The sequence below is a fragment of the Leisingera sp. ABD4_442 genome, assembly GCF_056160905.1.
This window is the reverse complement of the sequence record NZ_JBSWYB010000002.1, coordinates 41,999-66,140: the sequence shown is the minus strand read 5'-3', so window position 1 is coordinate 66,140 and position 24,142 is coordinate 41,999. Positions and strand designations below refer to the sequence as shown.

Here is a 24,142-nt window from a genome sequence, read left to right as displayed (position 1 = left end):
ACCTGATGAACAAGATCTTTGAAGTCCCGTTGTACCCCTACGCGCGCCATGCGGATCAGGATGCTCCTGCACCCGTGCGCCGCAAGGTAGTGGTGATCGGGGCAGGCCCCATCGGCCTGGCTGCCGCCATCGACCTGGCGCAGGCCGGCACCGAAGTGGTGGTGCTGGATGACAACGACAAGGTGAGCTTCGGCTCCCGCGCGATCTGCTTTGCCAAGCGGCCCCTGGAAATCCTCGACCGGCTCGGCTGCGGCCAGCCGATGGTGGACAAGGGCGTGCAGTGGAACGTCGGCAAGGTGTTCTTTGACGACCGTCAGGTCTATGACTTCAACCTGCTGCCGGAAGAGGGCCACAAGCGCCCCGCCTTTATCAATCTGCAGCAGTATTATTTCGAAGAATACCTGGTGAACCGGGTCCGCGAACTGCAGGAACAGGGCGCACCGATCGAGATCCGCGGCCGCAACAAGGTCTCGGCCATCGGCACCCATCCCAGCCATGTAACGCTGGAAGTCGACACGCCCGAAGGCCCCTACAACCTGGAGGCCGACTGGCTGATTGCCTGCGACGGTGCAGGCTCCCCCACACGGCAGATGCTGGGGCTGGATTTTGTCGGCCGGGTGTTCGAGGACAACTTCCTGATTGCAGACGTGATCATGGAGGCCGATTTCCCCACTGAACGCTGGTTCTGGTTCGACCCGCCCTTCAACAAAGGGCAATCGGCCTTGCTGCACAAGCAGCCGGATGGCGTCTGGCGCATCGACCTGCAACTGGGCTGGGACATCGACAAGGAGCGCGAAAAGCGCCCCGAGAACGTGATCCCGCGGCTGCAGGCAATGCTGGGCGAAGATGTTAAGTTCGAGCTGGAGTGGGTCTCGATCTACACCTTCCAGTGCCGCCGGATGGAGCAGTTCCGCCATGGCCGGGTGCTGTTTGCGGGCGATGCCGCGCATCAGGTTTCCCCGTTTGGCGCCCGCGGCGCAAACTCCGGCCTGCAGGACACCGACAACCTGTGCTGGAAGCTGCAGCTGGTGATGGACGGCAAAGCGCCGGAAAGCCTGCTCGACAGCTATGATGTTGAACGCATCCACGGCGCCGATGAGAACATCCTGAACTCCTCGCGCTCCACCGATTTCATCACCCCCAAGTCGGAGATGAGCCGGGTTCTGCGCGACGCGGTTCTGGACCTGTCCGAACAGTATGACTTCGCGCGCCCCCTGGTGAACTCCGGCCGCCTGTCGGTGCCCTGCACCTATGACGGCTCGCCGCTGAACTCGGCCGATGCGCTGAACGGGCCGGAACGCACCCGCCCCGGCTCCCCCTGCCCCGACGTGCCGCTGGCCGACGGGTTCCTGCTGGATCAGCTGGGGGACAGGTTCACCCTGCTGACCATCGACGCCGATGCCCCCGATGAGATCGAGGAAGAAGGCATCAAGGTCACCCGCCTGGCGCTCTCCATCAAGGACGACAAGACACTGGCGCTGAAGGAGCGCTACCTGGGCAGCGCCGAAAGCGGCGTCTACCTGATCCGCCCGGACCAGCACGTGGCCGCCCGCCGCCCCAGCTTTGACGACAATCAGTTCCGGCACGCAATCCGCCGGGCCATCGGCAAGGAGTGATCAAGATGACCGAAGACCAACTGATCCTGACCGCCAACCTCGAACGCGCCGACGATTTCTATGCCGATCTGCTGGCCGCGCATGAGGACCTGAGCAAGGCCGAAAGCGATGCGCTGAACGCGCGTCTGGTGCTGGTGCTGGCTAACCACATCGGGAAACGCGCGATCCTGAAACAGGCGCTGGCAGCAGCCGCGCTGAAACCTGGGGAGGATACCGCTTGAAAATCGAACAAATCCACCACGTCGCCTACCGCTGCAAGGACGCCAAGCAGACGGTGGAGTGGTACAACAAGATGCTGAAGATGGACTTTGTCCTGGCAATTGCCGAGGACCATGTGCCGTCGACCCATGAACCCGATCCCTACATGCATATCTTCATGGATGCGGGCAACGGCAACGTCCTGGCCTTCTTTGAGCTGCCGACCAAACCGGAAATGGACCGCGACCGCAACACCCCCGTCTGGGTGCAGCACATCGCCTTCAAGGTGAAGGACCGCGAAACCCTGATCCAGTTCAAGGACCATCTGGAGGCCAACGGCGTCGAGGTGCTGGGCGTCACCGACCACTCGATCTTCCACTCGATCTATTTCTTCGACCCGAACGGCCACCGGGTGGAGCTGGCCTGCCCCGACCCGGAGGAGGAGGCGCTGCTGCAAAGGCTGGACGCGGTGAAATGGGAAATGCTGGAAGAGTGGTCGAAAACCAAAAAGGCGCCCCAGCACGCCGACTGGCTGCACGCCAAGGAATTGAACAAGGCCTGACTGGCACAGGCCGGCAAGGCAGCCCGGCGGGCTGCCTTTCTTGCACGGGAGGACACCGATGGGCAGCACCATCCTTTATGATTACTGGCGCTCATCGGCCAGCTACCGGCTGCGCATCGCGCTGAACCTCGCCGGGATCGACTACACCTCGGTGCCGGTTGACCTGGTCAAGGGCGAACACAAGCGCCCGGAACATCTGGCCCGCAATCCGCAAGGGTTCGTGCCAGTGCTGGAGATCGACGGGCTGCGCCTCACTCAGTCGCTGGCGATCCTAGATTATCTGGATGAAACCCGCAGCCTTGGCCTGCTGCCCGCAGACCCCGGCCAGCGCGCCAGGGCACGGGCACTGGCCCATTCCGTCGCGGTGGATGTGCATCCGGTCTGCAACCTGCAAGTGGCCAAACAGGCCACACACCTCAGCGGCGGCGCAGAAGACATGCCCAAGGCCTGGATGCAGCACTTCATCCGGCCCGGGTTGCAAGCCTTCGAGGCGCTGCTGTCAGGGTTCGAACGGGCGCCCTTTTGCACTGGCGATACACCGGGTCTTGCTGACATCTGCCTGATGCCGCAGCTTTATAATGCGCGGCGGTGGGAGTCGGATTTCTCTGATCTGCCCCGGCTTTGCGCAGTAGAGGCTGCCTGCTCTGCACATCCCGCCTTCAGCGCAGCGCATCCGGATAACGCCATATCCTCCTGACCGCCTGCGGCGGCTGTTCGGCCGATCCGGCCACGGGAAGATCACCAGAAGGTGATGGCATCCGGCTTGAATAGGCTAACCGGTTAGTACACCTTTTACCCATCATTGACAGATCGGTAAACCATCATGCAAGAAGCCCCCCGCCCGCCACTGCCGCCGTTCACCCGCGAGACCGCAATTGCCAAGGTCCGCGCCGCCGAAGACGGCTGGAACACCCGAAACCCCAAGGCCGTGGCGCAGGCCTATACCCCGGACACCACCTGGCGGAACCGCGCCGACTTCCCCCGCGGCCGCCAAGACGTTCAGGCCTTCCTCTCCGCCAAATGGGAGCGCGAACAGGAGTACCGGCTGATCAAGGAACTCTGGGCCTTTGACGGCAACCGCATTGCCGTGCGCTACGCCTACGAGTGGCACGATGCCTCCGGCCAGTGGTACCGCTCTTACGGTAACGAGAACTGGGAATTTGCCGAAGACGGCCGCATGGCGCACCGCTTTGCCTCGATCAACGACCTGAAGATCGCGGAAGCGTACCGCTTGTTCCACTGGCCCCAAGGCCCGCGTCCGGCGGATCACCCCGGCCTCAGCGATCTGGGGCTCTGACCCTTAACCCTCAAAATGCCGGGCTGGCCGCCAGCCCGGCGCAGCCGCCTCAGAACGGCCGCTCCTGATGCGGCGACTTGCCGAAATAGCGGCGGTAGACCTTGGCGAAATGGGTCTGGCTGTTGAAGCCCGAGGCCAGCGCCACGTCGATGATCCGCATATTGGTCTGCAACAGCAGGCTGCGTGCATAATCCAGCCGCAACCGCGTGTAATAGACCTTGGGCGTGGTCTGCAGATACTTCGAAAACAACCGCTCCAGCTGGCGCACCGACAGGCCAACCAGATCGGAAATGCCGCCCGGTGTCAGCGGCTCTTCCAGATTGCTGCGCATCAGGCTCAGCGCCGCGGCCAGTTTCTCATGCCGCACGCCCGCGCGGCCGAACTCGGAAATCGTCTGATCCTGGCTGCCCTTACGGGCAGAGGAACAGACCATCAGGTCAGCAGCTCCGGTCGCCACATCTGCCCCGTGATGGTCCGAGATCAGGTTCAGCATCATATCGACCGTGGCGGTGCCGCCGGCGCAGGTGATCAGTTTGACCTCCATGGTGAACAGCGAGTTCTTCACCTCCACATCCGGATGCGCCTCCGCCAGGATCGCCCGCAGCGCCCAATGGGCCGAAACCTCGCGCCCCGCCAGCAGGCCCGACCGCGCCAGCGTCAGCACCCCGCCGCCCAGCGCGCCCAGGGTCACCCCCATGCGCTGCGCCTTCCTGAGCCAGCCCAGCACCTTCAGCGAGACGCCCGGCTCAGCCCCCTGTCCACCGCAGACAAAGATCATATCGCCGCGCGCCAACTCCGGCAGCCCGCCGTCCACTGCCACACCCAGACCGTTGGGCGCGGTGACCGGCAGCCCGTCTTCACTGACCACGCGCCAGCCGTAGCGCGCGGTCCCGTCATGGCTGTTCGCCCCCTCCAGCGCAGCCACCGCGCTGGACAGGTCCAGCGGCGAGAAGGTGGGCAGCAGCAGGAAGATGCAGCGGCAGGCCGGCACGGCCTCAGCCGCTTCGGGGAGCTTCCGCATGGGTTTGGTCATGGTTTCCGCCCCCCTGCCTTGATCAGGCGCGCATGTTGGCGCCGTTGGCGTCATAGATCGGCGCGCCCAGCACCTCGGCGTCATACATCTCGCCCAGAATCTCCACCTGCAGCTTGGTGCCCGCTTCCGCGTGTTCTGCCGCGACATAGCCCATCGCCATGGATTTCTGCGCGTGATGCGCATAGCCGCCGGAGGAGATGTAGCCCACCGCCTCGCCATCCTTCAGGATCGCCTCGTCGTTGGAGACATCGATGCCATCCACGTCGATGGTCATGGTGACCAGCTTGCGGCTCGGACCGGCTTCCTTGGCAGCCAGTGCGGCCTCCTTGCCAACGAAGTCCTTCTTCCAGTTGATGAAAACATCCATGCCGCTTTCCACCGCGTCGAAATCGGGGCGGAAGTCCAGGGTCCACACCCCCCAGCCCTTCTCCAGGCGCATCGACATCAGCGCCCGCGCACCGTACCAGCGGTAGCCCAGATCACCTCCTGCCTCCTCGATCGCCTCAGCCAGGCGCAGCAGGTACTGCGGCTTGCAGTAGATTTCATAACCCAGCTCGCCCGAGAAGCTGATCCGGTTCAGGATCACCGGCACGCCGCCCACGAAGGTCTGGCGCAGATCCCGGAACTTGAACGCCTCGCCCGAGACATCCTCGCGGGTGATCCGCTGCAGCAGTTCGCGCGACTTCGGACCCGACAGCGCAATGCCGTGCCAGTCATCCGAGACGTTCTGATACGTCACATCCGCAGGCAGGTCTTTTTCGAACCAGCGGCGGTGCGCCTCCTGCATGGTGCCGGAGCCGAACAGCATGAAGTGATCCTCGGCCAGGCAGGCCACGGTCAGATCGCCATAGAGCTTGCCCTTCGGCGTCAGCATCGGCGTCAGGGTCAGGCGGCCCGGCTTCGGCACATAACCTGCCAGCACCCGGTCCAGATAGGCCCGTGCGCCGGCGCCCTTGAACTCATGCTTGGCAAAGTTGGCGACCTCGATGCCGCCCACGGCCTCACGCACGGTTTTGACCTCCCGCGCCACGTAGTCGTGGGACCGGTTGCGCTCGAAGGTCGGCTCCTCATGGGCGTCTTCCGGCCCATCGGCAAACCACAGCGCGTTCTCCAGGCCAAAGCCCTGGCCCATCCGCGCGCCCTTGGCGACCAGCCGGTCGTACAGAGCAGTCGTTTTCTGCATCCGCCCCTTCGGCAGCGTCTCGTTCGGGAAGGTCATCACAAAGCGGCGTTCATAGTTCTCGGTCGATTTCACGGTGCCCCAGTCGGGGGTCGCGAAGTCGCCGAAGCGCGCCACATCCATCGCCCAGACGTCGATCGAGGGCTCGCCGTCGATCATCCATTCAGCCATGGTCAGGCCAACGCCGCCGCCCTGGCAGAAGCCCGCCATCACGCCCACGGCGCACCAGTAGTTCTTCATGCCCGGAACCGGGCCGATCATCGGGTTGCCATCGGGGCCGAATGTGAAGGGCCCGTTGATCATGTCCTTGATGCCCGCCTCGCCAATCGCCGGGATCCGCTCAAACGACATTTCCAGGCGGTCGGCAATCCGGTCCAGATCAGGCTGCAGCAGCTCGTGGCCGAAGTCCCAAGGCGTGCCGCCCACCTTCCATGGGGTGCCTTTCGGCTCGTAAGTGCCCAGCAGCATCCCCTGGCGTTCCTGGCGGAAATAGATGTTGGCCTCATAATCGATCCCGGCCGGCAGGCGGGTCGGGTGGTTCGCCACCGCGTCGATCTTGTCGGTGATCAGATAGTGGTGCTCCATCGGCTGCACCGGCAGGTTGATGCCCTGCATGTGGCCGACTTCCCGCGCCCAAAGGCCGCCGCAGTTCACGATATGCTCGGCATTGATCACACCGCGCGGAGTCACCACGTCCCAGCTGCCATCGGGGCGCTGCGTGGTGCCGGTCACCGGCGTGTGGGTGAAATACTGCGCCCCGTGCACCTTGGCGGATTTCGCAAACGCATAGGTCGCGCCCGATGGGTCCAGATCGCCGTCCTGGTCATCCCACAGCGCCGCGTGATAGTGCTTCGGGTCGATCAGCGGATGGCGCTCAGCCACTTCTTTGGGGCTGATGAACTCCTGGTTCAGACCCATGTAGCGCGCCTTGGAGCGTTCCCGCTTCAGGTAGTCGTACCAGGTCTTGTTTGACGCCAGGTAAAACCCGCCGGTGATGTGCAGGCCAACCGAGTGGCCCGAGGTCTCCTCGATCTCCTTATAGAGGTCGATGGTATAGGACTGCAGGCGCGAGATGTTCGGGTCTGACGAGATCGTATGGATCTGCCCCGCCGCGTGCCAGGAGGAGCCGGAGGTCAGTTCGTCACGCTCCAGCAGCACCACGTCCTTCCAGCCGAACTTGGCCAGATGGAACAGGATCGAGCAGCCAACCACACCGCCGCCGATGATCACCGCCTTGGCGTGGCTCGGCAGCTTCTTGTCGCCGGTGTTCTCCTCCTTGTGGATGTTGAGCGTCGATTGGGCAAAATTGTCTGACATGGGTTTGTCCTCAGATCTGGGGCAAAGCGCGGGAATTGCGGCAAGTGGCACCTAGGGGGTGCACAGGGGGTGTACGGGGGGTGCACAGGGGGTGCCGGGGGAAACCGGCATTTCCTGCATAAGCTGTAGAAATGGGTGAAGAATTCCTTACTTCAGTACCACGCATCCGGGATCTCCTCCTTGCGGCGGGCGACATAGGCAGCCAGTTCCTCTTTCACTGCCTCATCCATCGGCGGCGCCTCATACTGGTTCAGCATCTCGTTCCAGCGCTCATAGGCACGGCGGCGCATGTCCTTGGAGCCGCCTTCTTCCCAGCTCTCGACATTCTCGCTGTCGCTCAGCTTCGGCTCATAAAACGCAGTCTGGTAATTGCGCATGGTGTGGCCGGAACCCAGGAAATGCCCGCCCGGCGCCACTTCGGCGTAGGCATCACGGGCCATCGCCTCATCGCTGGTATCCAGCCCCTGGCTCAGCACTTTCTGGTAGGATCCCAGCCGGTCCGCATCCATGATCAATTTCTCAAACCCGGTGCACAGCCCGCCTTCCAGCCAGCCCGCCGAGTGCAGCACATAATTGGCCCCGGCCAGCATGGTGGAATGCATCGAGTCGGCACTTTCATAGGCCGCCTGCGCATCTTCGATCTTGGACGCCGTCAGCGACCCGCCGCAACGCAGCGGCAGCCCGGCCCGGCGGGCCAGCTGGCCGATGGCATAGTTCGACACAACCGGCTCCGGCATCCCGAATGTCGGCGCGCCGGACTTCAGCGACATGGAGCTGAGGAAGTTGCCCAGCACAAACGGCGCGCCCGGGCGCACCAGCTGGCTGAAGGCGCAAACCATCATCGCCTCCGCCATCGCCTGCGCCACGGATGCCGCGGTGGAAACCGGCCCCATGGCGCCCGTAAGGATAAACGGCACAACGACAATTCCCTGCCCGCGCGCGGAATAGGTGCGGATCGCCTCCGTCACCACCTTGTCGACCAGCAAGGGCGAATTGGTGTTCACATTGCCCATGATCACGCAGTTCTCGTCCATGACCTCTTTGCCAAAGACGATCTCCGCCATGTCGACGCTGTCCTGCGCCCGGGACATCTCGGTGATGGCACCCAGATGCGGTTTGTCACTCAGCGTCATATGGGCAAACAGCATATCGAAATGGCGCTTGCTCACCGGCACATCGCAGGGTTCACAGATCACGAACCCGCCGTGATGCAGGTTCGGATGCATATAGGTGAGCTTCACCAGCTTCTCGAAGCTCTCCATGTCGCCATAGCGCCGCCCGCCCTCCAGATCGCGCACAAACGGCGCGCCATAGATCGGTGCAAACACCTGATTGCTGCCGCCAATAGTGACAGAGCGCGCCCGGTTGCGGGCCAGCTGGGTGAACTCCCGCGGCGCCTTGGCGCATAAGCTGCGGATCCACTGCGCATCGGCACGCACGGTGTCCTCCTCGATCCGGGCACCGGCCTCTTTCCAGATCCGCAACGCCTCCGGATCATCGCGGAAGGCAATGCCGACCTCCTCGAAAATCCAATCAACCTGAGCCTCCAGCTTGACCAGCTTCTCCTCGTCCAGCACGTCAAAGAACGGCAGCGTGCGCTGGATCCAGGGCGATGCCGGAGCGCCGGCAGAGGCGGTGTTTCTGTCACGGGATGCGCGGGCGCGTCGGGCCATGGGGCTCTCCAAACTCTCAAGTGATGAATCACGATACGCCCGGGCCCGTCATTTGTGACGGTTGAAAAATCTGATAGTTTGGATAATTGAGAGTTATGCAAGAACTCTGGAAGCTCCTCACCAGCCCCCGCCACCTGATCGTCTTCGAATCCGCCGCGCGGCACGCCTCTTTCACCCGCGCGGCAGAGGAATTGAACGTGCAGCAGCCTGCCGTCAGCGCTGCGATAAAGCAGATGGAATCGTCTTTGGGCGTTATTTTATTCCGCCGCGGCCACCGCAAGGTGGAACTGACCGGCGCCGGGACAAGGCTCTATGCTGATGTCTCCAAGGCGCTTGAGGACATCCTGTCCTCGGCCAAGGCGGTACGGCAGTTCGGGCGCAACGACCATGTCACGCTCAATTGCTCCTCAGCTTTTGCATATTACTGGGTGATGCCAAAACTGACCCGGCTGCACGAAGCGCACCCCGATATCGACCTGCGGCTGCAAAGCTCCGACCGGGAGCCGGACATCAATACCGAGGGCATCTCGCTGGCGGTGCGGCGGGGGGATGGCAACTGGCCGGACTGCCACTCCGCTCTGATCGCGCCAGAAGTGATCTATCCGGTGGCCAGCCCGCGGGTGATGGCCTCGGCGGTCAACCTGGCGACGGTACCGAACCTGCTGCATGAGCGGCTGATTCACCTGGAGGAGCCGATCCGCGAGCGCCCCAGCTGGCGGCAGTGGTTTGCCCATTTCGACGTCACCGGCCGGCTGCCCGCCGCGGGCCTCAGACTCAATGACTATGCGCTGGTGCTGCAGGCGGCGATTGCAGGCGAGGGCTTTGCCTTTGGCTGGCAGCATGTGACCGAGCCCCTGATCAGACAGGGGCTGCTGGCGGCGCGCCAGGACTGGTCCTGGACCACCGGCGCAGGGTTTTACCTGGTGTGGTCCAAGAGCCAGGACCTGGTGCCCAACGCCGAACTGGTGCGGCAATGGCTGCTGGAGATGGCTGCCTCCGGAACCGCGTGAGTCACGCGATGCCGGAGCCATCCTTGGCCCGCTGCATCGACGTCCGGTGCGTCAGATACAGCCGCCGCACGAAGGCCAGGGTGAACAGCAGCGTCAGGATCAGCACGATGGTCGGCGCCGGCGCACTGTCGAGGAAGAAACTGGCATAGGTGCCCGCCACCATTGAGAACATGCAGACCAGCACGGAAACCCACAGCATGGTGCTGAACTTGCGCACCACCAGAAAGGCCACGGCACCGGGCGCAATCAGAAGACCAATCGCCAGGATCAGACCCGCCGCCTTGAGCGTGGCAACGATTGTCAGCGACAAGGCCGCCAGCAGCCCGTAGTGCAGCACTGTGACCGGCAGGCCCGAGGCCTGCGCCTGCGCCGGATCAAAGCTGTGCAGCAGCAGGTCCTTCCACTTCAGCACCAGCGCCGCGCCAACGGCCAGCGAAATGATGCCCGCGGTCCACAATTCATCCGGCTCCACCCCCAGCATGTTGCCGAACAGGATGTGGTCAAGATGCGCGTTGGTCTCGAGGCCGACATAAAGAACAATGCCCAGCCCGAACATGCCGGAAAACACCACCCCCATCACCGTGTCCTGCTTGACCCGGCTGTTGCCCGCCAGGAACCCGGTGGCGACAGCACACAGCATACCTGCCGCAAAGGCGCCGATGATCAGCGGAATGCCGATGACATAGGCCACCACAATCCCCGGCAGCACCGCGTGGCTGACCGCATCGCCCATCAGCGCCCAGCCCTTCATCACCAGAAAGCAGGACAGCAGCGCGGTAGGCACCGAGACAATCAGCGAGATCAGAAAGGCGTTCTGCATGAACGCAAATTGGAACGGCATCAGCAACGTATCGAGATCCATTACACCGCTCCCTCTTGTGCCATGGGCCCGCGCTTCAGCGCCTCGCGCGCCTTGCGCTTGGCGGCCAGCAGCCCGTGTTTCGGGGCGAATATGAAGACCGCCAGGAAGATCAGCGTCTGCAGCGTTACGATGATGCCGCCGGTGGCGCCGTCCAGGAAATAGCTGGCATAGGCGCCAATGAAGCTGCTGGCCGCGCCGATCAGCACGGACATCATGATCAGCCGCGGGAAGCGATCGCACAGCAGGTAGGCCGTGGCCCCGGGCGTCACCACCATGGCAATCACCAGAAACGCTCCCACGGTCTGCATTGCCGCCACGACAGAGGCCGACAGCAGCACAAAGAACACCGCCTTGAGCAGCCCGGGCCGCAGGCCAATGGTGCGGGCGTGGTTTTCATCAAAGAAGGTGACCATCAGGTCTTTCCACTTGGCCAGCAGCACTGCCAGCGACACAAAGCCGATGATCGCCAGCTGAGCCGTGTCCTCTGGCGTGATGGCCAGGATGTTGCCCATGGTGATGGTCTGCACTGAGACGGACATCGGACTGATTGAGACGATGAACAGGCCCAGCCCGAAGAAGGACGTGAAGATCAGGCCGATGATCACATCGACCTTGAGGCCGGAGCGTTCGGATAGAAACAGCATCGCCCCCGCCGCCAGCCCGCCCGCGATGAAAGCACCCAGTGCAAACGGCAGGCCCAGTATGTAGGCGCCCGCCACGCCAGGCACCACTGAATGCGAGAGCGCGTCGCCGATCAGCGACCAGCCTTTCAGCATCAGATAGGCGGACAGGAAGGCGCAGACGCCGCCCACCAGCGCCGAGACCCACATCGCATTGGTCATGTAGCCGTAGGAAAACGGCTCCAGCAGATACTCCATCATTCCTGTTCCCGGCTTTCGCTGGTCTGGGTCTTTTCGCCGTATTGGACAAAGGGGCGCTCGTCGTCGGTCAGGATGGTGACCTCGCGGGTGTCGCCGTCATCGTGCAGCGCGTCACCGCCCAGGGTGAAATGGCGCAGCACGCCGCCAAAGGCGTGTTCCAGGTTGGCGCGGGTAAAGGTGGTTTCGGTCGGCCCGTAGCCCAGCACGGTGCCTTTGACCAGCACGGTGCGGTCGCAGAACTCCGGCACGCTGCCCAGGTTGTGGGTGGAGACCAGCATCACCCGGCCCTCGGCGCGCAGCTCGCGCAGCAGGGCAATGATCTGCTCTTCTGTCTTCACATCCACACCGGTGAAGGGTTCGTCCAGCAGGATCACCTGCCCGTCCTGGGCCAGGGCGCGGGCCAGGAACACCCGCTTGCGCTGGCCGCCGGACAGCTCGCCGATCTGGCGGTGGCGGAAGTCCTGCATGTTGACCCGGCGCAGCGCCTGATCGACGGCTTCGTGGTCGGCGGCCTTGGGACGGCGCAAAAAACCCATATGGCCATAGCGGCCCATCATCACCACGTCCTCGACCAGCACCGGAAAGGCCCAGTCGACCTCCTCCGACTGCGGCACATAGGCGACCAGGTTCTTGCGCAGCGCGTCCTTGACCGTCATGCCGAGAATGCGGATTTCGCCCTGTGCGGCCGGCACAAACCCCATGATGGCCTTGAACAGGGTCGATTTGCCCGCCCCGTTCACCCCGACCAGTGCCGTGACCGTACCGCGGGGAATGCCAAAGCTGGCATTCCACAGCGCGGTATGGCCGTTGCGGTAGGTCACCGTGACATTTCTGGCGGCAATCCCGCCATCCAGGGGCGCGGCGCTGGTATTCATGATGTGGGTCTCGCTGGCATCAAGCATTAGGCTGTCCTGCAGAGTTACACACAGAAATTGTGCTTTGTGAAATGAAACGCCCCGCAACTTGCGCTGCGGGGCAAAAGACTATGCCAATAAGCGGTTTAGTTGGTGACCTCAGTCAATCCGCGGGCGACAGTCTGAGAGGTCACCTTGAGCAGGTCCAGATAGGTCGGCACCGGACCGTCCGCCTCGCTCAGCGAGTCGACGTAAAGCTCGCCGCCATAGGCCACGCCAGTTTCGCGGGCCACCTGCTCAGCCGGGGCGGTGTTCACGGTGCTTTCGCAGAACACCACCGGAATATCATTGGCGCGCACGCCGTCGATCACGCTGCGCACCTGCTGCGGGGTGCCGACCTGATCGGCGTTCATCGGCCAGAGATACAGCTCCTTCATGGCAAAGTCGCGAGCCAGGTAGCTGAAGGCGCCCTCGCAGGTCACCAGCCAGCGCTTATCTTCGGGGATTTCGGCGATCGCCTGGCGCAGCGGCTCAATGGTGGCGCGCAGCTTGTCCTTGTATTCACCCGCATTCTTGACATAGACGGCAGCGTTCTCCGGATCATGCTCGGCAAAGGCCTCGACGATATTGTCGATATAGATCAGCGCGTTATCCAGACCCATCCAGGCATGCGGGTTGGGCTTGCCCTCATAAGAGCCGGCCGCGATCGGGATCGGGCTGATGCCGTCGGTCAGGGTAACGGAAGGCACGCCATCCAGGTTGGTCAGGAACTGCTCGAACCACAGTTCCAGGTTCATCCCGTTCCACAGGATCAGATCGGCGTCGGAGGCGCGCACGATGTCGCGCGGCGTCGGTTCATAGCCGTGGATCTCCGCCCCCGGTTTGGTGACTGAGACGACCTCAGCGGCGTCCCCTGCCACATTGGCCGCCATGTCCGCCAGCACGGTGAACGTGGTGACAACCTTCATCTTGTCTTCGGCCAGGGCAGAGGTGGCGGCAACTGCTGCGATGGCGGCGGCGGAAACTGTCTTGAGCAGGTTCGGAAACATCCGATTCTCCGTGTCTGTGCTGTCGTTTCCATATCGTTATTGCAAATCATTCTCAACTGTCAACGTTTTTGCGAATGATTTGCAAAAACAAGTTCGAGGCGCAGCACCCCTGCTGGAAATCCAGACATCTTTGCAAATGGTTAACGGGGGTTAACGACGTCTTAATCTTGCCCGGATCGCAACCGTCTTTTCGCCCGATTCCCTGCTTAGACCTGACCCTGCAGCCAGAACGGCGCGGGACTGAATCTGAACCTTCAACCGTCTGAGCGAGCATTCTTCATGCCTTCAACTGGAACTCTTTCCGGCTGCACAGCTGCAGTCTGGCTGCTGGTGTCCGGCACCGCCGCAGCGGATACCCCTGTGCGCACCGTTCAGCTTCTGTGCGGCGCTCCGCTGCAGCAACCCCTTTGCGATGCGTTGTCGCGCCACCTGCAGGAGCGCTTTCCCGCAGCCTCAGTTACTGCCGGGAGCACCGCCCAGGACAAGGCGGACCTGACGCTGCGCTACATCGCGCGACATCAGTCAGCAGACTGGATCAGCGGCCACCTGACCTGGGAGCACCGCGACGGCCGCCAAGGCCAAAGCCCGGTGATTGAGCATTCGGTCATGGATGGCCGGCTTAGCGGCGGCTCTCTTTCTGACTTTGCCGGGCAACTGCTCCGGCACACGGAATTTCCTTTGTAATTTAACGATCTAGGATGGAACACGGTCATGTGCGAATATTGCGGTCAAGCCAATCATAGAATTCCCGAAAATACCGACGGCAGCGGAACCGGCTCCGGCGGTGGAACTGCGGGCAGCAAGCCGACCTATACTGTCGACCAGGTGGCCGAGTATCTTTACAAGGGGTACTGGCAGTCCACCGGCCGGACAGAGCGGTCTTTCGATGTTCAAACCGGCGGGCAGCTGACGGTGAACCTCAGCGGGCTGAATGCCTATGGCAAAGAAACCGCCCGCAAGGCGCTGGAAAGCTGGACCGCACTGAGCGGGATCGAGTTTGTCGAAACCACCGGCAGCGCAAAAATCACCTTTGACGACAACCGCTCCGGCGCCTACGCCAGCTCATCCGTCAGCAACGGCACCATCCTGAGCTCGACCATCAATATCGACGATGCCTGGGCGAACTACGGCAACTACTACCTGCAGACCTACATCCACGAGATCGGCCATGCCCTGGGCCTGGGGCACACAGGCAACTACAACGGCAGCGCCAGCTATGGCGCAGATGCGCATTTTGCCAACGACAGCTGGCAAATGTCGATCATGTCTTATTTCAGCCAGGCTGAAAACACTGCTACAGACGCTTCATTTGCCTATCTGGCCACGGCTCAGCTGGCCGATATCGCTGCCGTTCACCACCTCTACGGCACACCGGTGAACATTGATACCGGCGACACGACATACGGCGACGGCCAAACCACCGGCCGCTTTGGCATGGACCTGAAAGGCGGTTTTGGCGTGGCCATCGTCGACAATGGCGGCACCGATGTAATCGACCTGGGTTCCCGCAGCTATAACCAGACACTAAACTTGAGCGAGGAAACATTCTCGGACATCGACGGCAAGACCGGCAACTTCGCCATTTCCCGCGGCACCGTGATTGAAAATGCCATCACCGGATCCGGCACGGACAAGATCATCGGCAACGCTGCCGGCAACCATTTGAACAGCGGCGCGGGCAACGACCAGATCGAAGGCAACGACGGCAACGATACGCTGATCGGCGGCGATGGCGCGGACTTGCTGACCGGCGGCGCAGGAGCAGACCGTTTTGTCTATACGGACCTCAGCGAGGCAGGCGACTCCATCATGGACTTCGACCTGGCGGCAGGCGACCGCGTCGACATCAGCCAGCTTCTGCAGGAAATCGGCTATGCCGGCAGCGATCCGGCGGGCGACGGGGTGATTTCGCTGCAAGCGGGCAATGGCGGCTCCTGGCTCAAGGTGTCAAACGGTGGCTCCAATACGCTTCTGGTTTTCCTGACAGGCATCGAAAGCACTGCCAGCATTGCAGATATCATCGACACCTCCGGAACGCCTACCCCCGATCCGGAACCGACACCTGATCCAGAGCCTACGCCCGATCCCGATCCAACCCCGGATCCGGACCCTGAACCCACGCCGGATCCAGACCCGGACCCGACACCGGATCCTGATCCGACTCCCGATCCTGATCCCGACCCAACACCGGGAACCATCGACAACGTCTATGTCTTCGACAACAGCTTCGTTCAGAACTGGACTGTGCAGCTTGGTACTGTCACTGACACCAACGGCGGCATCGACACGCTCGACCTGACAGCGGTCACCCTGCGATCCACCATTGATCTGTCCGGTGAAACCCCCGGCAAGATTGGCAGCAAGTCACTGGTGATCAGCAGCGGCACCGTGATTGAGAACCTCCTTCTCGGAAGTTCTTCGGACAAGGCCTATGGCAACAGCGAAGACAATGTGATCGAGGGCGGCGCCGGGAATGACCTGCTGGACGGCCGCGATGGCGACGACACGCTGGATGGCGGTACCGGCAACGACAAGATCTATGGCGGCCTTGGGGAAGACAGCCTGACAGGCGGCGAAGGCAACGATAAAATCTATGGCGGCGAAGGCAACGACGCGATTGCCGGCGGCGATGGCAGAAATTTCCTGACCGGTGAAGACGGTGACGACACTTTGACGGCAGGTGCAGGAGATGACCGCCTGTATGGCGGTTTGGGCAATGACAGCCTAAATGGCGGCGATGGCAAAAACCGCATGGAAGGCGGAGAAGGCGATGACACGCTGATTTCCGGAGACGGGAAAGGCAAGCTGGACGGCGGCGCCGGGAATGACCTGCTGGCCAGCGGCAGCGGCAACGGTAAGCTAACCGGCGGCGACGGCGACGACACAATGTCCGCCGGCGGTGGTGATAACAAGCTGGACGGTGGTCTGGGCAACGACAGCATTTCCAGCGGCAGCGGCAAGGACAATCTCAAGGGCGGCGGTGGTGATGATACACTTTCAGCTGGCGACGGCGACAACAGGGCTGACGGCGGTGAAGGGCATGATGAAATCACCAGCGGCAGCGGCAAGGACAATCTTAAAGGCGGCGGCGGTGATGACACATTGTCAGCTGGCGACGGCGACAACAGGGCTGACGGCGGCGAAGGGAACGACGTGATCACCAGCGGCAGCGGGTTGGACAAGCTCAAAGGCGGCGACGGCGATGACACTGTCAGCGGCGGAAGCGGCGGCGACAAGATCAAAGGCGGCGCAGGAGATGATGTTGTCGACGGCGGGTCTGGCGCTGACAAGATCGACGGCGGCGACGGCTTGGACCGTTTGGAAGGCGGCGCCGGCGCGGATACCCTCAAAGGCGGCGCAGATGCGGATGTGTTCGTGTTTGCATCCGCCGGCGATGCAGGGGACACCATCACGGACTTCAAGCTGGACCAGGGCGACAAGCTTGATGTGGATGATCTGCTTCTGGAACTGGGGACCAGCCTTGATGACGCGCTGACCAGCGGCGCCCTCAGCCTTGGCAGCGGGCGCGCGGTCTGGCTGGAATATGACGCCGATGGCGAAGGCGGTGCTGACGCGCTGCAGATCGCCTACCTGAAAGGGATCAAGGCCGGCGAGCAACTGACAGACGACTGGTTCGTCTGGGCTTAACGCCTGCAAAACGCCCGGTTTCCCCTCCGGAAACCGGGCGTTCACTTGGCAATAGTGCAGGCCGGCTTGACCTCAGCCCTTTCTGCCCGGATACCGTGCGGCAGCGCGCGGCCCCTGCGGCGTGATCGACACCAGCGACAATGTGTGGTCCGCATTCCTCATCCGGTGCCGCAGCATCCTGCGGGTCAGCCGGTTGAGATCAGCAGCATATTCCGGCTTCCCGGCAACGTTTTCCAGCTCGCCCCGGCCCTGGGCATCAAACAGCATTGGCGGCAGGTCGGCGGCGAATTCGACCAGCGTGAACCGGCTGTCACGCAGGATGCCCAGGCTGCTGTCGCTTGGCGATGTGCCCAGCGCCTGCTGCCACAGCGTTGGTTTCTGCGGTTCCGAAAAGTCCAGTTCTGAGAAGGAATACTGCCGCCAATCCTGCGGCACATCCCCCTTGAGCAATGGCAGCAGTGACCGGCCGTCCATTGAATTCGGGATCTCTTGCCCGACCCAATCCAGAATGGTCGGCGTCACGTCGATCGACTCGGTGATCTGGCTGAGGCAAGCACCGGCATTGGCCTCATTGCCCGGCATCCTGATAATCAGCGGCGTATGGTAAGCAGCATCATAGACCGTCATCTTGCCCCAGGAGTGCCGGTCGCCCAGCATCTCGCCATGGTCGGCGGTGATCACCACCATGGTATCGTCGTACTGGCCGGTATCCTTGAGGAACTGCACCACCCGGCCGACATGGTGGTCGACTTCAGTGGCCAGCCCCAGATAGACGGATCGCAAAGTGGCAATGTTTTCGTCCGTCGCTTCCAGATCCGGGAAGCCCTCGACAAAACCTGCAGCGGTATTGTTGCGCAGGACCGGATCAAAGAAAGGGTGCTGCGCGCATTCTGCCTCCGGCGAAGCCAGCCGTTCCGGCAGCGGCAAGGACGCGGGGTCGTACATCGTGTTATAGGGCGCCGGCGCCACCAGCGGCGGGTGCGGGCGGATGTAAGTCAGATGCGCGAACCAGCTTTCCTTATGATAGGCAGTCATCTTGCCCAGGAAGGAATTGGTCAGAAAGGCAGTATCACTGTCCTCTGCCGCATATAGCGCGGGATCATTCAGCCTGGGCGCGCCGCCATCCGGAGAGACCGGTTTGTAGACATCCCAGTAGTTCTCAAACTCATACCCCCGGTTCATCAGATGCGACTGCCACGGATAGGACATCTCCATCCGCATCTCGGTCATCTCGTGGAACCCGTTCATCGGGAACTCATAGGTCCTGAGCGCCGGGTCATTGGCGTCAAAGGCGCGCGGGTCCTGCGAGGTGTCGGTATAGCCGAACAGCATCGGCATATAACCGGCCTTGCGCATTTCGGTGGCGATATTCGGCGCATCATGGCGCAGGGGCGTGCCATTGCGGACCGAACGGTGGTTCATCGCATATTGCCCGGTCAGGATCGAGGCGCGCGACGGCCCGCAGGGGTTGGTCACCGAGAAATGCCGCTTGAACGACACTGCCTCCTTCATAAAGGCGCGGATGCTGGGCAGTTCCACATGTTCGGCCATGGCACCGAACACGCAATCCGCGCGCAGCTGGTCGATGATGATAAACAGCACGTTGCGGGTCGCAGGCCGGGTGGCGGATCGGGTGGCAGGCATCCGGGTTTCCCCTCAGTCTCGAATCGTTTTCAGAAGCGCAAACTGTGGTGATCTGCAGATGGATTACAAGCGCAGTTTACCCCTGCAACCAGGCTGCCGGGCAATATATTGTCAGCTGACAAATCCCGTATAATTTTAACGATCAGGCTGCCAATCCGCAGGTAAACAGCTTGCCAAACCGGGCGGGCTTCTCTGCCACCCCGGCCAGTCTCAGCATATGCCAGGCCAGCGCCTGATTGCTGGAGATCACCGGCAGCCCGGTCTGTTCCTCAATCGCGGGGATGACTTGCAGGCAGCGCAGGTTGGTGCAGGAGATCACGATGGCATCGCAGTCTTGCTGGCCCGCCACCTGCACCGCCGCGCCGGCGATTGCCGCCTCGGAGATCCGCGCAACGACCCGGTCGTCCATTTCCTCGAAAGACCCGAAACCGGCAATCGCGAAGCCTGCGTCCTCCAGCTTGTGCCGCATCTGCGCCGACACCTCCGGCAGGTAGGGCGTGACAAACCCCAGCCGCGCAGCGCCCAGCGCCCTGCCTGCGGCGATGATCGCCGCCAGCGGGTCAGTCACCTGAACGCCGGGCAGCACAGTCTGCACAGCCGCTGCCACCTTGGCCGAACCGATCACTGTCGACGCGGACGTGCAGCCATAACCGATCACGTCAAAGTTCAGCGAGGACGGCAGCAGCCTGGCAGCGGCTGGCAGATCCGCCTGCATCTGCGCCAACGTCTCGGGCCGGATCTCAGGCACCATCGGAATACGGCTGTGATACAGCGCCACCCCGTCCTGCGCCATCATGCGGGAGAATTCAGGCTCCAGTGTCTCGTCGGTTTCCAGCACGATCACACCCAGCGTGGCACGGGTGCCAATGCCTGCGTCCGTGTCAAAGGGCAGCTTCATGGGCCTTGTCTCCTTCAGATCACCGGCAGTTCGGGGGTGGCACGCGCTGTTAGCAGTTCGGCACCATCCGCCCGCACGACAATGTTTTCCTCATGCACCATGATATGGCCATCACCATAACCCAGCGAGGGTTCCAGGGTCAGCACCATGTTCTCCTCGATCACCGTCTGGTCAAACGCCGCGTGCGAAGGCCATTCGGTCAGCTGCATCCCCAGCCCATGGCCCAGCCGCCCCACGTCGCCGCCCTGATCGTCCAATTCCGCGATCACCGCCTGCATCGCCTGGAAGAGTTCCCGGCAAGTGGCCCCCGGTTTGGCGGCGGCGATGCCGGCCTCGGTTGCCCGCCACAGCACGTCATAGGCCCGGCGCGACGGGTCGTCCGCCTGGCCAATGGCAAAGTTGCGGTCAAAATCGCAGAAATAGCCATCCCAGGTGGCACCGGTATCCAGCATCACAATGTCCCCTGCCTGCAGCGGGCGGCCGGCCGGCGGGGAAATCACGTCGCTATAGCCGCCCTGATCGGCCCCGCCGACCAGGTAAGGCACATCATCGGCGCCCTGCGCCAGCGCCTCGCGGCGGAAGGCGCGGAACAGGTCCTCAAACGGCTGGCCCGCATGGGCGATCTGCGGCACCTGCGCAAATGTGCGCGAGCCGATACCACAGATATGCGACAGCTTTTCGATCTCTGCCGCGGATTTCACCATCCGCAGACTGCGCACCAGCGGGGTCGCATCCGCAACCTTCAACCCCGGCAGCCCATCCATCAGCCGTTCGTAGTCGCCCAATGGCATCCGCAGCGCGGTTTCATGCCCTTTCATGATGCCAATGCTGCCGCCGCGCCCGGCAATCGGCGACAGCAATTCGGTCAGCAGGCTGAGGCCATCATCCTCGGGCTCAGGTGCGCTCCAGGTGCGGATATCCTCGACCCAGGTGCGGCGCATCAGATCGGCGCCGATCTCAGGGATAATGGCAATCGGCTTGCCCGCCGGCGGCACAAACAGGAACCAGGGCCGGGTGGGGCTTTGCCAGAACAGGGTGTGGAAGCCGCTGAAATAGCGCACCTCCGGCTCTGTCAGCAGCAGCAGCCCGTCAAGCCCCTGCTGCGCCATCAGAGCCTGTGCCTTCTCTGTCCGGGCGGCAAATTCCGCCTCTGGAAACCCGCGGGCGGGGGCGTCAGACATGGTCCTTGCCTTCCATGATCGCGGCAAAAATCGCCGGGTCGGTCACGCCTTCGGATCCGATCAGCAGCACGCGGGAATTTTCATCCAGACCCAGGGTCTCCATCATCTGGGCAGACTGGCAGGCCGCGATGACAGCAGCCAGCCCTGCCACCGCGCTTTCGCCAGCCTCGACCACGGGATCGCCGGTTTCAGAATTGGCCAGCAGGCGGACCGCAGGGGCCACGATGCTGTCCGGGATGGTCAGAAAATCTGAGGCCTCCTCGGCCAGGATCTCCCAGGCCATTTCCGACGGTTCACCGCAGGAGAGGCCCGCCATGATGGTCTCTTCCTGAATTGCGAAATTGGTTGCCTTGCCATTGCGGGCGCTGTCGAACAGGCAGGCGGCCAGCTCTGGCTCGACAATCACCACCCGCGGCGCATTTTCTCGGTAGTACTGCCGCAGACCCGCTGCGACCGAGGCCGCCAGCCCGCCAACGCCGCCTTGCAGGAATACATGGGTCGGCGCCTGTTCCAGCGCTTCGCAGGCCTCGCGGGTCATCACGCTGTAGCCTGCCATCACGTCGCGCGGCGGCTCGGTGTAGCCTTCCCAGGAGGTGTCCGAGACCACGAACCAGCCGTTTTCCTCCGCTTCCTTCTTGGCCAGCAGAACCGACTCGTCATAGTCGCCGTCGATCCGGATCACCTCGGCACCCAATTCCCGCATCGCCACGGCGCGGCCCTCGCTCACCTCGGCATGGATGTAGATCCGGCACGGCGCGCCAAAACGCTGGCAGCCCCAGGCCAGAGAGCGGCCATGGTTGCCGTCGGTGGCAGACACCAGGGTGATGCCTGCACAAGCTTCCTTGTGGTTACCCTTGCGGATGGACTCCAGACTGACATCCTGGCCCAGCGTCTTGCTAAGCTCCCGCTGCAGCACCCGCAGTGCGGCATAAGACCCGCCCAGCGCCTTGAAACTGCCAAGCCCGAACCGCGGGCCTTCGTGCTTGTAGTCGATCCGGCCGACACCGGTTTTGCCCGCTAGGCCGGTCAGCGCGACCAGCGGCGTCGGCTCATAGCCCTCCCATGCGGTGATTTCTGCCTGCGCGTTGGCGAAATCCTGTTCCGACAACACTGCGTAAGCGGCCTCTCCGGTTTTCGGGCTTCCAGCCGTATGGCGGATGGCAACGTCAAAATTCTCAAGCATGGTCAGTCCTTTCCAGCAGGCAGCCGGTCGCGCACCAGCTGCACCCAGAACTCCGCGCCGATCGGCAGCAGAGCGTCGTTGAAATCATAATCCGCCGAATGCAGCGGCTGGCCGTTCGGGCCGTCTTCACCATTGCCCAGCAGCAGGAAGCAGCCCGGGACCGCTTCCGCGAAATAGGCAAAATCCTCGGAGAAACTCATCGGCGGGCGGTTGCGGATCACCTCGCAGCCCGCAGCCCCAGCAGCTCGATAGACGGCCTCAGCCGGGCCTTCCGCGTTGATGGCTTCAACAAACTCAGTATTGAAACTCACTTCCGCCTCCACCCCATGGGTGGCAGCAACCCCGGCAGCGATCTGGCGCATAAACCGCTCAACCGCTTTCCGGTCCTCTGGAACCCGTGCCCTGACGTCGCCTTTCAGAACCGCCTGGCCCGGCAGCACGTTGCGCTGGCCATCGGTCAGGAATTCAGTGACCGAAACCACGGCCCCTGCCCCCGGCGCCAGTTTACGCGAGACGATGGTTTGCAGCGCCAGCACCATCTCCGCCCCGACAGTGATCGCATCCACCCCCGCCTGCGGCATCGAGGCGTGGCCGCCCTGCCCCGTGATCGCGATTTCAAACAGGCTCTCGCTGTTGCAGATCTGGCCAGCCCGGGTCGAGACCTGACCGACCGGCGCGCCTGGCAGGTTGTGGATGGCATAAACCTCTTCGATCGGGAATTTTTCCAGCACGCCTTCAGCAATCATCGCCTGCGCGCCCAGGCCGTGCTCCTCGTTGGGCTGGAAGATGAAGACCACGGTGCCGTTGAATTCCTGTTCCTGCGCCAGCCGTTCGGCCGCGCCCAGCAGCATCGCCATATGGCCGTCATGGCCGCAGGCGTGCATCTTTCCCGGTGTTTGCGAGACATAGCCGTGGGTGGAGGTTTCCGTTATCGGCAGCGCATCCATGTCGGCCCGCAAACCGATAGCCCGGTTGCCCTGGCCGCAGCGCAGCAAACCAACCACGCCTGCGCCCTCATGCACCTCCAGCCCCAGGCTGCGCAAATGCTCCGCGACCTTGGCCTTGGTACGGTGCTCTTCAAAGCCAAGTTCGGGGTGCCGGTGAAAATCCCGGCGCAGCGCTGTCATACGGTCCTGAAAGCTGGTCATATGCGTTCCCCGTGCAATCTGCCGCGACTTTAAGCCGGCGGCTGCGACGGGGCGCATAGTATTCATGCAGATGGGCGACGAATTTCATCATGGTTTCGCCGCTTTGTGCCGAAACCCGTACTCATCTTTCAGGGACAGCGCCCTCAGATATCCTCACCCTTTTCCAAGAGTTCCTCGATCAGCTGCCGCTGAATGCCCGGACTGTCGCCGCCACCGAATTGCAGGGCACCGCCGGTATACAGCGTGCCATAGGTGCGGGCGATGTTAACGGTCTGGCCCAGCGAGGAAATCAGCTGGTCCTTCTTCAGCGGCGAAAGCGGATGGATGAAGACAGCCCAGAGCTGGCCGCGGGCCACGGCATAGCGGGCATCCAGTGCCGTATCGAAATTGGCCTGCATCATCCGCATAAGCTCTTCCGCCGTCAGCCCTTCGGCCGGGCGCAGCGGCACCATGGCCCGCATCCGGTCCGCAGCCCGGTCAGTGACCACCAGCATCGGCACCCCGGAAATCGTAAGCTGAAAGCCAGGGCCCGCAGGCTGTGCATTCTCATCCAGCGCAAAGATGATCCGGCCAAGCCGCTCATAGGTCATCGGCGGCTCTACGGGCGTCGGCGCCTCAGGCGCATCCTGCCCCCAGGCAGGCGCCGCCAAGACACACACAGTCGCAACAATCCGCAGCCAGAACATGACGGCCCCTCCTCCTTGGCACAGCCCCCCCAGGCTACTGCCACATAGCGCCCGGCTCCATGCACAGATCGGTGAACGGCTGTGACAGACGTGGCGCCAGGTTTCCGTACGATCTGCAATACCAACCGTACGATTAGGAATTAAACGTTCAAGTCTCCGGACCTAACTTCAGGTCACCGGGCCGCAGCGCCCGCCCCGATCAAACCGAACCTGCAACAAAAC

At 62.7% G+C, this 24,142-nt stretch carries 21 protein-coding genes; 8 read left to right on the top strand and 13 right to left on the bottom strand.

What is annotated here, in order from left to right; translation table 11 throughout:
• The first annotated feature begins 5 nt into the window (after positions 1-5).
• The 5 genes from ACXAHG_RS02170 to ACXAHG_RS02150 all read left to right on the top strand — a co-directional run bounded on the left by ACXAHG_RS02170 (position 6) and on the right by ACXAHG_RS02150 (position 3,673).
• On the top strand, positions 6-1,616 hold the full coding sequence (locus ACXAHG_RS02170) for an FAD-dependent oxidoreductase (protein ID WP_475055687.1): 1,611 nt from the start codon (positions 6-8) through the stop codon (positions 1,614-1,616).
• Between the two features lie 5 nt (positions 1,617-1,621).
• Positions 1,622-1,837 carry a DUF2783 domain-containing protein gene (locus tag ACXAHG_RS02165; RefSeq protein ID WP_475034193.1) on the top strand — a complete coding sequence of 72 codons (216 nt, stop codon included), beginning with the start codon at positions 1,622-1,624 and terminating at the stop codon, positions 1,835-1,837.
• On the top strand, positions 1,834-2,376 hold the full coding sequence (locus ACXAHG_RS02160) for a VOC family protein (RefSeq protein ID WP_475040667.1): 543 nt from the start codon (positions 1,834-1,836) through the stop codon (positions 2,374-2,376). The genes ACXAHG_RS02165 and ACXAHG_RS02160 overlap by 4 nt, the downstream gene beginning before the upstream one ends.
• 58 nt (positions 2,377-2,434) lie before the next feature.
• The gene (maiA, locus tag ACXAHG_RS02155) at positions 2,435-3,073 is read left to right on the top strand and encodes a maleylacetoacetate isomerase (protein ID WP_475055685.1); all 639 of its coding nucleotides are present in this window, start codon (positions 2,435-2,437) and stop codon (positions 3,071-3,073) included.
• 126 nt (positions 3,074-3,199) lie between these two features.
• Positions 3,200-3,673, top strand: a complete 474-nt coding sequence (locus ACXAHG_RS02150; RefSeq protein WP_475055683.1) for a nuclear transport factor 2 family protein — start codon at positions 3,200-3,202, stop codon at positions 3,671-3,673.
• A gap of 49 nt (positions 3,674-3,722) precedes the next feature.
• On the opposite strand, the gene ACXAHG_RS02145 is transcribed toward ACXAHG_RS02150, so the two are convergent.
• From ACXAHG_RS02145 to ACXAHG_RS02135, 3 genes are all read right to left on the bottom strand, one after another.
• Positions 3,723-4,706 (bottom strand): GlxA family transcriptional regulator, encoded by a 984-nt coding sequence (locus ACXAHG_RS02145; protein ID WP_475055682.1) that lies wholly within the window; start codon positions 4,704-4,706, stop codon positions 3,723-3,725.
• A 22-nt stretch (positions 4,707-4,728) separates the two neighbouring features.
• Positions 4,729-7,203, bottom strand: coding sequence for a GcvT family protein (locus ACXAHG_RS02140; RefSeq protein ID WP_475055680.1), 2,475 nt, complete (start codon positions 7,201-7,203; stop codon positions 4,729-4,731).
• 152 nt (positions 7,204-7,355) lie between these two features.
• Entirely contained in the window at positions 7,356-8,876 is a 1,521-nt protein-coding gene (locus tag ACXAHG_RS02135; RefSeq protein WP_475040658.1) for a trimethylamine methyltransferase family protein, read from the bottom strand.
• Between the two features lie 95 nt (positions 8,877-8,971).
• Between ACXAHG_RS02135 and ACXAHG_RS02130 the strand changes: the two genes are divergently transcribed.
• Positions 8,972-9,886: a LysR substrate-binding domain-containing protein gene (locus ACXAHG_RS02130; RefSeq protein WP_475055678.1), complete on the top strand. Its 915-nt coding sequence runs from the start codon at positions 8,972-8,974 to the stop codon at positions 9,884-9,886.
• A 1-nt stretch (position 9,887) separates the two neighbouring features.
• On the opposite strand, the gene ACXAHG_RS02125 is transcribed toward ACXAHG_RS02130, so the two are convergent.
• The 4 genes from ACXAHG_RS02125 to ACXAHG_RS02110 form a co-directional block, all read right to left on the bottom strand.
• Entirely contained in the window at positions 9,888-10,748 is an 861-nt protein-coding gene (locus tag ACXAHG_RS02125; RefSeq protein WP_475055676.1) for a metal ABC transporter permease, read from the bottom strand.
• Complete coding sequence (locus tag ACXAHG_RS02120) at positions 10,748-11,626, bottom strand: metal ABC transporter permease (protein ID WP_475055920.1); 879 nt, start codon at positions 11,624-11,626, stop codon at positions 10,748-10,750. The genes ACXAHG_RS02125 and ACXAHG_RS02120 overlap by 1 nt, the downstream gene beginning before the upstream one ends.
• Complete coding sequence (locus ACXAHG_RS02115) at positions 11,626-12,531, bottom strand: manganese/iron ABC transporter ATP-binding protein (RefSeq protein WP_475040654.1); 906 nt, start codon at positions 12,529-12,531, stop codon at positions 11,626-11,628. Before ACXAHG_RS02115 ends, ACXAHG_RS02120 begins: the two co-directional genes overlap by 1 nt.
• Before the next feature lie 98 nt (positions 12,532-12,629).
• The gene (locus ACXAHG_RS02110; protein WP_475055674.1) at positions 12,630-13,532 is read right to left on the bottom strand and encodes a metal ABC transporter substrate-binding protein; all 903 of its coding nucleotides are present in this window, start codon (positions 13,530-13,532) and stop codon (positions 12,630-12,632) included.
• Between the two features lie 330 nt (positions 13,533-13,862).
• On the opposite strand from ACXAHG_RS02110, the gene ACXAHG_RS02105 reads away from it, so the two are divergent.
• Together ACXAHG_RS02105 and ACXAHG_RS02100 are read left to right on the top strand one after the other, a co-directional pair.
• On the top strand, positions 13,863-14,216 hold the full coding sequence (locus tag ACXAHG_RS02105) for a hypothetical protein (RefSeq protein WP_475040651.1): 354 nt from the start codon (positions 13,863-13,865) through the stop codon (positions 14,214-14,216).
• Positions 14,217-14,243: 27 nt separating this feature from the next.
• Positions 14,244-17,180: a M10 family metallopeptidase gene (locus tag ACXAHG_RS02100; RefSeq protein ID WP_475055673.1), complete on the top strand. Its 2,937-nt coding sequence runs from the start codon at positions 14,244-14,246 to the stop codon at positions 17,178-17,180.
• A 72-nt stretch (positions 17,181-17,252) separates the two neighbouring features.
• Here ACXAHG_RS02100 and ACXAHG_RS02095 read toward each other — a convergent pair whose 3' ends face one another.
• From ACXAHG_RS02095 to ACXAHG_RS02070, 6 genes are all read right to left on the bottom strand, one after another.
• Positions 17,253-18,824 carry an alkaline phosphatase family protein gene (locus ACXAHG_RS02095; protein ID WP_475055672.1) on the bottom strand — a complete coding sequence of 524 codons (1,572 nt, stop codon included), beginning with the start codon at positions 18,822-18,824 and terminating at the stop codon, positions 17,253-17,255.
• Between the two features lie 142 nt (positions 18,825-18,966).
• Complete coding sequence (locus ACXAHG_RS02090) at positions 18,967-19,722, bottom strand: maleate cis-trans isomerase family protein (protein WP_475040645.1); 756 nt, start codon at positions 19,720-19,722, stop codon at positions 18,967-18,969.
• 14 nt (positions 19,723-19,736) lie between these two features.
• Entirely contained in the window at positions 19,737-20,903 is a 1,167-nt protein-coding gene (locus tag ACXAHG_RS02085) for a M24 family metallopeptidase (RefSeq protein ID WP_475055671.1), read from the bottom strand.
• Positions 20,896-22,086 (bottom strand): diaminopropionate ammonia-lyase, encoded by a 1,191-nt coding sequence (locus ACXAHG_RS02080; protein ID WP_475055669.1) that lies wholly within the window; start codon positions 22,084-22,086, stop codon positions 20,896-20,898. Before ACXAHG_RS02080 ends, ACXAHG_RS02085 begins: the two co-directional genes overlap by 8 nt.
• A 2-nt stretch (positions 22,087-22,088) precedes the next feature.
• Positions 22,089-23,234: an amidohydrolase gene (locus ACXAHG_RS02075; protein ID WP_475055667.1), complete on the bottom strand. Its 1,146-nt coding sequence runs from the start codon at positions 23,232-23,234 to the stop codon at positions 22,089-22,091.
• Between the two features lie 143 nt (positions 23,235-23,377).
• Complete coding sequence (locus tag ACXAHG_RS02070; protein WP_475055665.1) at positions 23,378-23,920, bottom strand: hypothetical protein; 543 nt, start codon at positions 23,918-23,920, stop codon at positions 23,378-23,380.
• Between the last annotated feature and the right edge of the window lie 222 nt (positions 23,921-24,142).